At 72.0% G+C, this 14471-nt stretch carries 7 protein-coding genes and 1 tRNA gene; all 8 read right to left on the bottom strand.

Going from position 1 to position 14471, the window contains the following annotated elements:
• Window positions 1-1920, bottom strand: a 1920-nt coding sequence (locus tag CTZ28_RS23795) for an SdrD B-like domain-containing protein (RefSeq protein ID WP_220795388.1), incomplete at its 3' end; no start/stop codon positions are given.
• Window positions 1921-2305: 385 nt separating this feature from the next.
• Window positions 2306-2382, bottom strand: a tRNA-Thr gene (locus CTZ28_RS23790).
• A 107-nt stretch (window positions 2383-2489) separates the two neighbouring features.
• Window positions 2490-4079 (bottom strand): alpha/beta hydrolase, encoded by a 1590-nt coding sequence (locus tag CTZ28_RS23785; protein ID WP_121891702.1) that lies wholly within the window; start codon window positions 4077-4079, stop codon window positions 2490-2492.
• A gap of 134 nt (window positions 4080-4213) precedes the next feature.
• Complete coding sequence (locus CTZ28_RS23780; RefSeq protein WP_121891701.1) at window positions 4214-5419, bottom strand: DNA polymerase III subunit delta'; 1206 nt, start codon at window positions 5417-5419, stop codon at window positions 4214-4216.
• A 154-nt stretch (window positions 5420-5573) separates the two neighbouring features.
• Window positions 5574-8741, bottom strand: coding sequence for a dTMP kinase (gene tmk / locus CTZ28_RS23775; protein ID WP_121891700.1), 3168 nt, complete (start codon window positions 8739-8741; stop codon window positions 5574-5576).
• Window positions 8742-8923: 182 nt separating this feature from the next.
• Window positions 8924-11743, bottom strand: coding sequence for a type I DNA topoisomerase (topA, locus tag CTZ28_RS23770; protein WP_121891699.1), 2820 nt, complete (start codon window positions 11741-11743; stop codon window positions 8924-8926).
• A gap of 245 nt (window positions 11744-11988) precedes the next feature.
• Window positions 11989-12186, bottom strand: a complete 198-nt coding sequence (locus CTZ28_RS47165; protein WP_183154545.1) for a hypothetical protein — start codon at window positions 12184-12186, stop codon at window positions 11989-11991.
• A 755-nt stretch (window positions 12187-12941) separates the two neighbouring features.
• Entirely contained in the window at window positions 12942-14462 is a 1521-nt protein-coding gene (locus CTZ28_RS23760) for a DUF7059 domain-containing protein (protein ID WP_121891718.1), read from the bottom strand.
• Between the last annotated feature and the right edge of the window lie 9 nt (window positions 14463-14471).

Genomic DNA, 14471 nt, shown 5'->3' with positions numbered 1-14471 from the left:
GTCGAAGTAGTACTCGCCCCGCTCGTTGGTGACCGCCGTACCGATCTTGTTGCCATCGGCGTCGTACAGGTTCACCGTGGCACCCACCACCGGCTCCTCACCGGGGTCCTGGATACCGTCCTCGTCCAGGTCCTTCCAGACCCGGTTACCGATCTGCAACGGCGCCTCGTCACACATCACTTCGAGGTCCGCGATACCGCGGGACTTGCCGAACGTGTCGTTCAGGTAGTTACCGTCGGTCGCCGGGTTCGCGTTGCCCGTGGTGCGGTCGACCCACCGCACACCACTGCCCGTCTTGGGGATGGGGTCCATCGCGGTGAAGGGGATGGTCGTCTCCACCTTGGACAGGGCCAGACCACCCTCACTGATCTCCTGGTGCATGCCCATGGTGTCACCAGGGTAGAACTCCTTGATTTCCGGAGTTCCGTTGTTGGTGCAGCCGCCGTTGCCGTCCAGGACGAACATGTGGTTGCCGCCACGGCAGGCCCGGTTGATGTCACCGCCCTCGAACGTGGTGGTCGGGCGGGCGTCGTCGCTGCCGGGCAGCTGCCAGCCGGTGCGGTCGGAGAACCGGTCACCGAAGCCGACGACCATGTCACCGTTGGTCTCGAAGAGCAGGTCCGACAGGATCGGCTCGGGGTTCTGCATGTTGGCTTCGGTGCACTGGTGGCCGTCCTGGGTGTTGGGCCGGACGTTGCTCCACGGGTACCAGGTCGAGCCGAAGCACCTGCCGGCCGGCTCGTAACTCGGATCCATGCGCTTGTAGTTCAACGGCTGGTCCATGACCGTGCCGGTGAACTGGCCCGTGACCGGGTCGAAGACCTGCACGACCGCCCGCAGATCGGCCTTGCTGCCGGTCGACTGCGCCGAGCAGACACCACCGACGTAGACCTTGCCGTCCTGGATACCGATACCGGACGGACGCCAGTCACCCGGCGCGGCACAGCCCGGGTCCTTGATCGGGTACGACGCCTTGTACGTGGCGGCCGTCGGCTGCGTGGCGTCGTAGCGGTAGAGCCTGCGGTCGTGCAGGTTGACGACGTACAGGTCCTTGCCGTCGGGGCTGACGTCCACATCGCCCAGCGACTGCTTGCCCACCACCAGGCCGAACGCCTCGTCCATGTTGGCGTTCGGGTTGTGACCGGTGGAGCCGGCGTTGGGCACCCGGGTGAACACCGTGGTCTGCTTGGTGGCCGGGTCGGTCCGGTAGATCGCACCCGCACCACCGGGACCGTACTTGGTGCCCCGCTTGGCATAGGCGCCGGAGAAGATCTGCTTGGTCACCTTGTTGTAGCCGATGCCCCACACCGTTCCGGTGTCGGCGGTGGTGGCCAGGTCGGTCAGCTGGTCGTACTCGCCCCGCGCGTTGTACGGGAACGACGTCAGCGTGCGCTTGCTGTCCGGCGCCGGATCAGCCGGCGGAATGGTGGGGTTCATGCAGGCCGTCACCAGCATGGCATTCTTCTGGCAGTAGTCTTCCGGGCTCCAGAACGAGGTCGTGATCTCCACGTTCTTGCCGCCCGACAGGTCCACGAACTCCACGTTGGACGACAGCACCGTCGGATCGATCAGATCGCTCCGGGGCGAAGCGAATCCGGGAAAGAGCACACCCTTGTCAGGGTTCTTCACTTCCACCCGGTATTTGCCGCCGCCCAGGCTGTTGCCCGGGGTCAGCTTCACCGTGCCGTCCGCCTGCGTGGTACCGGTGATCGACCGACCCTTGTCGTCGGTCAGCACCACCGAGACACCGGACATACCCGGCTCCAGCGCCTGGTCCCACTTGCCGTTCGCGTTCACCTCGCGCACGACACGGATGGTCGCGTTGCCGTCGCCGGAGTCGGCCGCCGCAGGGAGCACCGAGGAGGCGACCCCGGTGACCGCGAGCGACGCCGATAACGCCGAAGCCAACGCCAAAGACATTCCGCCGGACCATCGCCGACGCTGCCGCAGATCCACTGCCAATTCCTTTCTCCACCAATGGACGTGCGCCGGTCAGCGAGCATGCTCGCTGACCGTGACGCGCTTATAAGAATCTTCATGGTTCTCTCATATGACGAGCAGATGGGCCGAACGAGCGAGGCCCTCACCCAGTGAGGCCGGGGCGGAATCCGGGCCGCTCACGGTCGCACCCGCACGAGTGCCGCAGCCCACTACGGCGAGCGCGCCGAGGCGGGGCCACGCAACCTCGCCCTCCTCGAAGGCGAGCACCCGCGCCAGAGGCACCACGGCGACCCGGACCGACCGCACCAGCGGCTCACGGCATAAGAAAACCCCAGGTCAGCTATGTTCCGACCTGGGGTCCCAATGGAGCCGCTTTCGGGATTCGAACCCGAGACCTACGCATTACGAGTGCGTTGCTCTGGCCATCTGAGCTAAAGCGGCACGCCGTCCGCACTATGGTGCGATCAGCAACGCCGGTAAGTCTACACAGTTTCCGAGGGTGCTTCGTACAGGCCCCGGAGCGGGGCTCCCCGGGGCCCGCGGCGCGGCTATGAGCAGCGCTTTCCGTCGTCCGGCGGGGTTCCGTCGAGCAGGAAGGCGTTGATCGCGGAGTCGATGCAGGCGCTGCCGCGGCCGTAGGCCGTATGACCGTCGCCGACGTAGGTGAGCAGGCGGGCCGAGGAGAGCTGGCGGGCGAGGGACTCGGCCCAGGGGTACGGCGTCGCCGGGTCACGGGTGGTGCCCACCACCACGATGGGGTCCGCGCCCTCGGCCTCGATGCGGTGCGGTTTCCCCGTGGCCCGCACCGGCCAGTACGCGCAGTTCAGGGACGCCCAGGCAAGGCCCTTGCCGAAGACGGGCGACGCCTCCGCGAAGGCCGGGAGTGCCTCCTCGACCTGCTCGGGGCTGTCGAAGGCGGGCGGGAGGTCGAGGCAGTTCACGGCGGCGTTGGCGAACATCAGATTCGCGTAGTGGCCGTTGCCGTCACGCTCGTAGTAGGCGTCCGAGAGTGCCAGCAGGCCGGCGCCGTCGTTCCGCTTCATCGCCGAGGTGAGCGCCTCGCGCAGCCGCGGCCAGGCCGCCTCGTCGTACATCGCGGCGATCACCCCGGTGGTGGCGAGGGCCTCGCCGAGCGTGCGGCCGCCCGCGTCGCCGGCCGGGATCGGCTGCGCGTCCAGCTTGCGGAAGAAGGCCGCGAGGTGGTCGCCGACCTGGTCCGGGGTCGTGCCCTTGCCGCCGAGCGGGCAGTCGGCCTGCCGGACGCAATCCTTCGCGAACGCCTGGAACGCGGTCTCGAAGCCCTTCGTCTGCTCCAGGTTCAACTCCCGCGCGGACAGCGACGGGTCCAACGCGCCGTCCAGGACGAGCCGGCCCGCCCGCCCCGGGAACAGCCCGGCGTACGTCGCCCCGAGGAAGGTCCCGTACGACGCGCCCACATAGTTCAGCTTCCGGTCCCCGAGCGCCGCCCGCAGGATGTCCATGTCCCGGGCGGCCTCCACCGTGGACAGATGCCGCAGCAGCCCCGGCGAGCGGGCCCCGCAGCCCTCCGCGAACTTCTTGTACTGCTCGACCAGCGCGTCCGTCTCCCCGCGGTCGTCAGGGGTGATGTCCGTCTGCGTGTACGCGTCCATCTGCTGCCCGGCCAGGCACTCGACGGACTCGCTGCCGGCGACGCCCCGCGGGTCCATCGCCACCATGTCGTAGCGGGCGCGGACTTCGGCCGGGTAGCCGAAGCCGGCGAACTGCTGGACGTAACCGACCGCCGAGCCGCCCGGGCCGCCCGGGTTGACGAGGAGCGAGCCGAGCGGTCTGCCCTTGCCGGTGGCCTTCTTGCGGGCGACGGCGAGCCGTACGTCGCCGTCGCCCGGCTTGGCGTAGTCGAGCGGCGCCTTCAGCGTCGCGCACTGGAAGCCCTCGACGCCGCAGTCGCGCCAGGCGAGCTTCTGCCCGTAGTACGGCGCGAGCGCGGGCGGTGTCGAACTCGGCAGCGGGGCCAGCGCCACCTGCTCCGCTTCACTGGTCGCCGTCATCGAGCCGCCGGCGGAACACGCGGTGATGAGCAGCGCCGCTGCCGTGAGGACGGTGGCCAGGGCACGGGCCGTGGCCTTGGTCTGGCGGGAGGTTCGCCTGATGTGCATCAAGCGAGCGTAACGCTGAGCGATGACCTGAACGCGATGCGTGGCTCTCATGGCTCTTCCGGGTGATGGCGTCAACTACGCGATGACCTGAGCCCCGGACGGGTGAGCGGCATGCCCCGTACCGGCGGCCGGGGTCAGCCCGCTCTCAGCGCCATCGTCATCGCCTCCACCGCGAGCAGCGGCGCCACATTGCGGTCCAGGGCCTCCCGGCACGCGGCGACCGCCTCGATGCGGCGCAGCGTCGACTCCGGGGAACTGGCCTGCGCCACCCGCTCCACCGCCTCCTCGGCGTCCGTGTTGGCCATCGCCACCCGGGAGCCGAACTGGAGGGCGAGGACATCACGGTAGAAGCCGGTGAGGTCGCCGAGTGCGACATCGAGGCTGTCGCGCTGCGTCCGGGTTCTGCGCCGCTTCTGCATGTCCTCCAGGTCCTTCATCACACCCGCCGTGCCGCGCGGCAGCCGGCCGCCCTGGGCCGCGCCCAGCGCCGCCTTCAGTTCCTCCGTCTCCTTGCCGTCCATCTCCTCGGCGAGCTGTTTGGCGTCCTCGGCCGCCGCGTCGACCAGTTGCTGGGCCGCCTTGAGGCAGTGGCCGACCTCGTCGAGGCGGAGCGGCAGCTTCAGCACCGAGGCGCGGCGCTCCCGGGCGGCCGGGTCGGTGGCCAGCCGGCGGGCCCGGTCGACATGGCCCTGGGTGGCGCGGGCCACCGCGGCGGCCACATCCGGCTCGATGCCCTCGCGGCGGACGAGCATGTCGGCGACGGCGTCCACCGGGGGCGTGCGCAGGGTGAGGTGCCGGCAGCGGGAGCGGATGGTGGGCAGCACATCCTCGATGGAGGGTGCGCACAGCAGCCAGACCGTGCGGGGGGCGGGCTCCTCCACGGCCTTGAGGACGGCGTTGGCGGACTTCTCGTTCAGCCGCTCGGCGTCCTCGACGAGAATCACCTGCCAGCGGCCGTTCGCCGGTGCCGTGAAGGACTTGCGGACGGTGTCCCGCATGTCCCTGACGAGGATCTCGGCGCCGACCGCGGCGACCGTGGACACATCGGCGTGGGTACCCACCAGCGCCGTGTGACAGCCGTCGCAGAAGCCACAGCCGGGGGTGCCGCCGAGGGCGCGGTCGGGGCTCACGCACTGCAGGGCGGCGGCGAAGGCACGCGCCGCCTGATTGCGGCCCGCTCCGGGCGGGCCGGTGAACAGCCACGCGTGCGTCATCTTGGACGCCTCCGGCGGCGGCGCGTCCGCCGCGGCGGCGGTGACGAGAGCGTCGGCGTCCCGGGCTGCCGCATCGAGCAGCTCGCTCACCTTCTCCTGCCCGACGAGGTCGTCCCACACGGTCATGGGTCACTCCGCCCTTCCGTCACGTTCCGCGTTCCGGAATCCATTGTGCGGGTGCCCACTGACAACGGGTCGCCGACCGCCGTCGGTACCCGGCATCCCGCGGCCCGGCCAGTAGCGGCTGGGCCCCGCCCACACGGCCGGCGCCCCGAGGCGGTCAGCCGCGCCGCCCCCGGCCCCGCGGGTCCCGGTCGTCGTACTCCCCGTCGTCGTACGAGCCGAGCAGTTCGTCCGCCAGCGACGGCAGGTCGTCCAGCGGTGTCTCCTCGGCCCAGTCGGGCCGCGGCCGGCGCCGCGCCGCACCGTCGGCGTCGACCTGCGGCATCTCGCGCGTACGGTCCTCGCCGCCGCTCGCCGCCGACGACCGCTCGTCCCGGAAGAAGTCCCGCGGAACCCGGCCCACCGGGTCATCGGCCGGTACGGGCGGCAGCACGGCGGTCTCGTCCGCCGCGCCCGGAGTCACCGGTGGCAGCACCGCCGTCTCGTCGGCGGCCCCCGGCGCGACCGGCGGCTGCGGCAGCTTGGCCGTCACCTCGGACGCGGACTCCTTCTCCCGCGCGGGCCCGGCGCCGCCGTCCCGCTCCTCGCGCACCGGACGCAGCACCGCCGTCTCGTCCGCACCCGGCTGCACCACCGGGGTCTCCACGGTGGTGGCCTCCGGAGTCACCCCGGGAGCCGCCGGCCGCGGTGCCGCGGGCTGCTGGGCCACCGCATCGGCCGCGGCCGCCGCCTCCGCGGCCTGACGCCTGGCCTCCTCGGCCCGCAGCAGCGCCTCCTCGGCCCTGCGCTGCTTCTCCTGACGCCGCGCCTCCTCCTCGGCGCGCCGCCTGGCCTCCTCCTCTGCCTGCTTGCGCCGCCGCTCCTCCTCGGCCTTGCGGCGGGCCTCCTCCTCGGCCCGGATCTTCTCCTCGGCGAGGAGCCGCTGCCGCTCCTCCTCCGCCCGGCGCCTGGCCTCCTCGGCCCGCTGCCGGGCCTCCTCCGCCTGCCGTTCGGCCTCGCGCCGCTGCGCCTCCTCCAGCTCGCGCTGCTTGCGCTCCTCCTCCTCGGCTCGCAGCCGGGCCAGCTGCTCCTGGCGCTCGCGCTCCAGGCGCTCCTCCTCGGCCTTGCGGGCCGCCTCCTCCTCCGCCTTGCGGCGGGCCTCCTCCTCGGCGGCCTTGCGGGCCTCTTCCTGGGCCTTGATCTCGGCCTCGGACAGCGGCAGCACGATGTCGAGGCGGTGCCGGATGACGGTGGTGACGGCCTCGGGCTCCTGGCCCGCGTCGACGACCAGGTAGCGGCCCGGGTCGGCGGCGGCCAGCGTCAGGAAACCGGCCCGCACGCGCGCGTGGAACTCGGCGGGCTCCGACTCCAGCCGGTCCGGGGCCTCCGTGAACCGCTCGCGGGCGATCTCCGGGGAGACGTCCAGCAGAACGGTCAGGTGCGGGACCAGGCCGTTGGTGGCCCAGCGGTTGATCCGCGCGATCTCGGTCGGGGACAGGTCGCGGCCCGCCCCCTGGTAGGCCACCGAGGAGTCGATGTACCGGTCGGAGATGACGACCGCGCCCCGTTCCAGCGCGGGCCTGACGACCGTGTCGACGTGCTCCGCGCGGTCGGCGGCGTACAGCAGCGCCTCCGCGCGGTGGGACAGCCCGGCCGACGACACGTCCAGCAGTATGGACCGCAGCCGCTTGCCCACGGGCGTGGCCCCGGGCTCGCGGGTGAGGACGACCTCGTGTCCCTTGGCCCGGATCCACTCCGCGAGCGCCTCGGCCTGGGTGGACTTCCCGGAGCCGTCGCCGCCCTCCAGGGCGATGAAGAAGCCGTTCACGGCGGGCGCCTGCGCCGGGTCGTCGCCGCCGAGCAGCGCGTCGCGCAGGTCGTGCCGCAGCGGCACACCGGCCCGGTCGTCGACCTTGGCCAACACCAGCGCGGCCACCGGCAGCAGCAGGGCGCCGACCAGCATCAGCGTGAACGCGGCGCCGCCGTGCGCGAACACGAACCGGCCGTTCTCCAGGCGGTGCGGACCGATGAGCGCGGCCACCAGGGGCGCGATCAGCGCGCCGAGCGCCACGCTGATCCGGACGACGGCGTGCAGGTGCTCGGTGGTGCGCGGCCGGCGGTAGTCCTCGGTCTCCTGGTCGAGCAGCGCGTGCCCGGTGTTGGCGGCCACGCCGGCGCCGATACCGGCCAGCGTGACGATCAGCACCACGCTGGTGACGTCCGGGACGAGCCCGGCGGCGAGCAGGGCCACACCGGTGAAGGCGATGGCGAGCGACAGCATCCGGCGGCGCGAGAGCGACGGCAGAACGGCGGGCGCGGTACGGATGCCGACGACGACTCCGCCGGTAAGACCGAGCACCAGCAGGCCGTAGAGCACCGGGCCGCCGCCCAGTTCCGTGGCGTGCAGCACCGAGACGGCGACGGCCGCGGAGATCGCTCCGGCGACGGCCGCGCAGGCCGGCACCAGCAGCGGGATCGCACCGGTGCGGCCCTTGTCCACGCCGGTCCCGGTCCTGGGGCGGCGCAGTCCTTCGAGCGGGGACCGCGCGCGCGGGGTGCGGGTGCCGGGCAGTTCCAGGAAGGTCACGACCGACAGGGACGCGGCGAACAGCCCGGCCGCCACGTACGAGCCGAGCGCCGCCTGGTGCTGGCCGAACCAGCCGATGCCGGTGCCGAGCAGGTTGTTCAGGAGCGCCCCGACGACCAGGGCGGCGGCGGCCAGGGGCACCGCGGCGAAGCTCGTACGCAGCATCAGGCGGCGCAGGGCGTCCAAGTGGTCCGGCAGCGGCCGCACCGTCGCGCCCTCCGGCGGCGGGGCGGGCAGCAGCGCGGGCGCCGCGCCCTCCCGGCACACGGTCCAGAAGCGCTCGGCGACCCCGGTGACGAAGACGGTCACCAGGAGGACAGCGAGCGCGTTGTCCGGTGTCCAGTCGATCCACAGCGGGGCGACGATCAGCAGCGCGGCCCGCAGGCCGTCGGCGCCGACCATGGTCCAGCGGCGGTCGAGCGGGCCTTCCTGGGACGTGAGGGAGGTCAGCGGGCCGAGGAGGACGGCGCCGAAGAGCAGCGTCGCGAGGATGCGCGCCGCGAAGACGGTCGCCACCGCGAACGCCACGCCCCGGTAGCCGCCGCCGAACGAGCCCTGGGCGATGGCCGTCTGGAGGGCGAGCACGACCAGCACCAGGAGCGCGAGGATGTCCCCCACGCCACTGACCAGCTGTGCGCTCCACAGGCGCTTCAGCTCGGGCTGGCGCAGCAGGGCACGGACGGCGCGCTCGCGGGAGTCCGTCACGAGTGCGTCGTCGGGGGGCGTGCTGTGGGCCGTTGGCTGCTCGGCTCGCGTCATGCGTTCAGCCTATCGGCAGCCACCGACAGCCTGCGGCGGCCGTCCGGACGTGCGCACGCCCCGACACCAAAGTGATGCCTGAGCGTGCCCTTCGCGCACCGGACGTACGCGTTGTGAAGAACCGGCAGGACACCGGACCGCTGGACCGGCCGGACGCCGCCCGGCCCGGCCGTCCGGGACGCTCAGTCCTCCACGGCCGCCTTCGAGGCCGTCGCCTTCTTCGCGGTGGTCTTCTTGGCCGTGGTCTTCTTCGCGGCGGTGGTCGCCTTCTTGGCCGCCGTCTTCTTCGCCGCGGTCTTCGCCGGGGCGGCCTTCTTGGCGGGCGCCTTCTTCGCCGTCTTCTTGGCGGGCCCCTTCGCCCGCTTCTCGGCGAGCAGCTCGAAGCCGCGCTCCGGGGTGATCGTCTCGACGCTGTCGCCGGAGCGCAGGGTCGCGTTGGTCTCCCCGTCGGTGACGTACGGCCCGAAGCGGCCGTCCTTGACGACCACCGGCTGGCCGCTGACCGGGTCCGCGCCGAGTTCCTTCAGCGGGGGCTTGGCGGCGGCGCGGCCACGCTGCTTGGGCTGGGCGTAGATCGCCTCCGCCTCCGCCGGCGTGATCGTGAAGAGCTGGTCCTCCGACTGCAGCGAGCGCGAGTCCGTGCCCTTCTTCAGGTACGGCCCGTAGCGCCCGTTCTGCGCGGTGATCTCCACGCCGTCCGCGTCCGTGCCGACGACCCGCGGCAGCGACATGAGACGCAGCGCGTCCGCCAGCGTCACCGTGTCCAGCGACATCGACTTGAAGAGCGAGGCGGTGCGCGGCTTGACGGCGTTCTTGCCCGTCTTCGGGGTGCCCTCGGGGAGGATCTCCGTGACGTACGGGCCGTAGCGGCCGTCCTTGGCGACGATCGGGCGGCCGGTGTCCGGGTCGGTGCCCAGGGGGCGCTCGCCGCTCGGCTTGGCGAGGAGTTCCTCGGCCAGTTCGACGCTCAGCTCGTCGGGCGCCAGGTCCTCCGGGATGTCGGCACGCTGGTGCTCCTCGGTGTCCTTCTCGCCCCGCTCGATGTAGGGGCCGTAGCGGCCGACCCGCAGCACGATGTCGTTGCCCACGGGGAACGACGACACCTCGCGCGCGTCGATCGCGCCCAGGTCGGTCACCAGCTCCTTGAGGCCGCCGAGGTGGTCCCCGTCGCCGTTGCCGGCGTCGGCCGCGCCGCCCGTGGCCGTGCCCTCGCCGAAGTAGAAGCGTTTGAGCCACGGCACCGCCTGGGCCTCGCCGGCCGCGATGCGGTCGAGGTCGTCCTCCATCCTGGCGGTGAAGTCGTAGTCGACGAGCCGCCCGAAGTGCTTCTCCAGGAGGTTGACCACGGCGAAGGACAGGAAGGACGGCACCAGGGCCGTGCCCTTCTTGAACACATAGCCGCGGTCGAGGATCGTGCCGATGATCGACGCGTACGTCGACGGGCGGCCGATCTCGCGCTCTTCCAGCTCCTTGACCAGGCTGGCCTCGGTGTAGCGGGCCGGGGGCTTCGTGGCGTGCCCGTCGACCGTGATCTCCTCGGCGCTCAGCGGGTCGCCCTGGGCGACCTGCGGCAGCCGGCGCTCACGGTCGTCCAGCTCGGCGTTCGGGTCGTCGGCGCCCTCGACGTACGCCTTGAGGAAGCCGTGGAAGGTGATCGTCTTGCCGGACGCGCTGAACTCGACGTCCCGTCCGTCGGCGGCCGTACCGCCGATCTTCACGGTGACGCTGTTGCCGGTCGCGTCCTTCATCTGCGAGGCGACGGTCCGCTTCCAGATCAGCTCGTAGAGCTTGAACTGGTCGCCGGTCAGACCGGTCTCGGCGGGCGTACGGAAGCGGTCGCCCGAGGGGCGGATCGCCTCGTGCGCCTCCTGCGCGTTCTTGACCTTCCCGGCGTACGTACGCGGCTGGGACGGCAGGTAGTCGGCGCCGTACAGCTGCGTGACCTGGGCTCGGGCGGCGCTGATCGCGGTGTCGCTCAGCGTCGTGGAGTCCGTACGCATGTAGGTGATGTAGCCGTTCTCGTACAGCTTCTGCGCGACCTGCATCGTCGCCTTCGCGCCGAAGCCGAGCTTGCGGCTGGCCTCCTGCTGGAGCGTCGTCGTACGGAACGGGGCGTACGGCGAGCGGCGGTACGGCTTGGACTCGACCGACCGGACCGAGAAGCGGGTGTTCTCCAGGGCGGCGGCGAGGGCGCGGGCGTTCGCCTCGTCGAGGTGGAGGGTGTTCGCGCTCTTGAGTTGTCCCAGGGAGTCGAAGTCGCGGCCCTGCGCGACCCGCCTGCCGTCGACGCTCTGCAGGCGGGCGACGAGCGACGACGGGTCCGACGGATCGCCCGCGCGGCCGGTCGCGAAGGTGCCCGTCAGGTCCCAGTACTCAGCAGAACGAAACGCGATGCGCTCGCGTTCCCGCTCGACCACGAGCCGGGTGGCGACGGACTGGACCCGCCCGGCCGACAGGCGCGGCATGACCTTCTTCCACAGGACCGGCGAGACCTCGTAGCCGTAGAGGCGGTCGAGGATGCGGCGGGTCTCCTGGGCGTCGACGAGCTTCTGGTTGAGCTGGCGCGGATTGGCGACGGCCGCGCGGATCGCGTCCTTGGTGATCTCGTGGAAGACCATCCGCTTGACGGGGATCTTCGGCTTGAGGACCTCCTGGAGATGCCAGGCGATCGCCTCGCCCTCCCGGTCCTCATCGGTGGCGAGGAAGAGTTCGTCGGAATCCTTCAGCAGGTCCTTGAGCTTCTTGACCTGCGCCCTCTTGTCGGCGTTGATCACGTAGATGGGCTGGAAGTCATGCTCGACGTCCACGCCGAGGCGGCGCACCTCGCCGGTGTACTTGTCCGGCACCTCCGCGGCGCCGTTGGGAAGGTCACGGATGTGCCCGACGCTCGCTTCGACTACGTAGCCGGGGCCGAGGTAGCCCTTGATCGTCTTCGCCTTGGCAGGCGACTCGACGATGACAAGTCGGCGGCCGCCCTGTGCGGTCTCGCTGGTCGGGGACAACTTCGCTCTTCTCTCCGGTCGACGTTGGGGCCGCCCGGGGCCTTCGTCCCGGGGTCGGGTGGTGGTGACGCTGCGGAGTGTGACGGTACATCCCGCCCCCGTGTCAAACGGGAAAAGCCCGCAACGGCCACTCGAACGGTAACCCGACTACCGCCATTCCTGCCGCCCGGACCACTCGGCGACTCGTGCGGCCCTGCCCGGAGGGTGACGCTCCCTTTACGCCTGGAACAGCAGGCGCAGCGCCCTCAGATGCGGGTGAAGCAGTACGCCCCGAGGCCCAGCGCGATCACCGAAGCGAGGCCGGCGAGGGTCGCCGATGCGACCCGACTCACACCGTGGGCGACGGGCTCACGGCGGTGCAGCCGCCTCCCGGTCCATGCCAGCAGAGCGCCCCCGAACAGGACGAACACCACTCCCGCGAAGATCGCCGGTCCGCTCTCCATGGTTCCTCGCGCCCCTTTCCCCCCGTCCGTGCGTATCCAGCGCCGGGAGACTGGCACGCGCGGGCGGCGGGCGGACGAATCCGAGGTGAACGCGCGGTCGACGCCCCCGCGCCCAAACCGGCCGCCCACCCCATTCCGGCCGTTTCCCGCCACGAACGAAGGTCGGCCATAGATGGCGGCCGGGTAATAAAGCGCACATGGGCGACGGGGGTATGGGCCACGGGGGCGCGCGGGTTGGTGAGAGCACGCGCGGGGTCGCGGAGGGCGGCCGGACACGGACAACCGCCAGGGCACGGAGGGCGCCCGAGTCACAGATGATGCCCGGGCCGCGAGGGAGAGGGCACGCTCGGGGGGCGCCAGCCCCACAGCAGACGCCCCCTGGTCGCACGCCACCAGGGGAGGCGCCCCAGACCACCTCCCGCTGCAGGTCGGCCCCGGCTCGCGTCACACCACGGCCGAATCCGAACGCGCCGACGCCCGCGCCCCCACCAGAGGCGCGCCCCCGGATCCCGTCCACTCGCGGTCATGCCCGCCGGTCGCCCGCCGCCGTGCCCATGGCCGAGCCGGTTCCGCGGCGAGCGCACCCCAGGGGCCGCACCCCACGCGACGCGCCCCGGACCACCGGTTCGCCACCATGCGCACCCCGCACCCCGAGCCCACCGCACAGCGCACCCCGCTCCGCCGGCCGTGGGCCCACCAGAGGCCGGCCCGGCCGCATGGCCCCGTGAGGGGCCTCCGGCCAGGGCCGGGCCCCGTCAGCTCGCCGGTTCCAGGAAGCCCTGTTCCACGAGGAGACGGATCTGTGCCGGCGTGCGGTCGCGCAGGACGACCGGGTCATCGCCCATCAACTGAGCGATGGCGTCCAGGATGCGACCCGCGCTCAACGTGCCGTCGCACACGCCCGCGAAGCCGGCGCCGACGGTGTCCACCCTGGTGGCACGCCGCATCCCACGGTTCTGGCGCAGCACGACATGCTCCGGGTCCTCGGCGCCGGGCAGGCCGACCTGCTCCTGGACGACCTCGGCGACGAGCCGGAAGTGGCTGTCGAGCAGCGCCGCGTCGTCATGCTCCCGGAGGTAGTCGAGCCGGGCGAAGTGCGCGCGGACCGCCTCGCCGAGCGGCTGCTCGATCGGATGCGGCCACTCCTCCACGATGACGGAGGGCGCCGTGGCCTCCGTCCTGCGCAGCGTGATCCACCCGAACCCCACCGCCTTGACCTTGCGCGCCTCGAACTCGTCGAGCCAGGCGTCGTACCGCGCCTGGTACTCGGCGGCGTCCCCGCGGTGGTCGCCGGCGTCCCTCAGCCACAGCTCGGCGTACTGCGTGATGTCCTGCACCTCGCGCTGCACGACCCAGGCATCGCACCCGCGTGGCACCCACGACCTGATTCTGTCCTGCCAGTCCTCCCCTTCCACGTGCTGCCAGTTGGCGAGGAACTGCGCGAACCCGCCCACGTTCAGCCGTTCCCCCGACTGCTGAACGAGCGAGCGGCACAGATCGTCCCCGCCCATTCCGCCGTCGCGGTAGGTCAGCCGAGCGCGGGGCGAGATCACGAAGGGCGGGTTCGAGACGATCAGGTCGTAGGTCTCCCCCTCCTTGACCGGCTCGAACAGCGACCCCTCGCGCAGGTCGGCGGCCGGGGCGCCGGACAGGGCGAGGGTCAGCGCGGTGATGTGCAGGGCGCGCGGGTTGACGTCGGTCGCCGTCACGCGCGTGGCGTGCCGGGAGGCGTGCAGGGCCTGGATCCCGGAGCCGGTGCCCAGGTCGAGCGCGGCGGCGACGGGCGTGCGCACGGTGATGCCGGCGAGCGTGGTGGAGGCGCCGCCGACGCCGAGCACGACCCCCTCGTCCCGGTTCCCGATGCCGCCCGCGCCGCCGACCGCGCACCCGAGGTCGGACACGATGAACCAATCCTCGCCGCCCGGACCGCCGTACGGCCGTACGTCCACGGTCGCGGCGACCTCGTCCCCGCCCGTGCGCAGCAGCCAGCCGCTCTCCAGGCACTCCGGAGCGGGCAGCACGTCCGCCACGCGCGCGTACGGCACGGGCTGCTGAAGCAGGAACAGCCGCACGAGTGTCTCCAGCGGCGTGTCCCCGCGGGTCGCCCGGAGCGCGGGCACGGTCTCGCTGCGGGCCAGTGCCGCATAGGCCGGGGCGCCGAGCAGTTCCAGCAGCCCGTCGGCGGTGAAGGAGGCCCCGAGCAGGGCCTCGCGCAGCCGGGCGGCGACGTCGAGGCGGTCGGAGGACGGCAGAGAGGGCAGGGTGGCGTTACTCACGTGTTCCAT

This window comes from Streptomyces shenzhenensis, assembly GCF_003688995.1.
Taxonomy (GTDB): Bacteria; Actinomycetota; Actinomycetes; order Streptomycetales; family Streptomycetaceae; genus Streptomyces; species Streptomyces shenzhenensis_A.
This window is presented reverse-complemented; position numbering and strand designations above follow the sequence as displayed.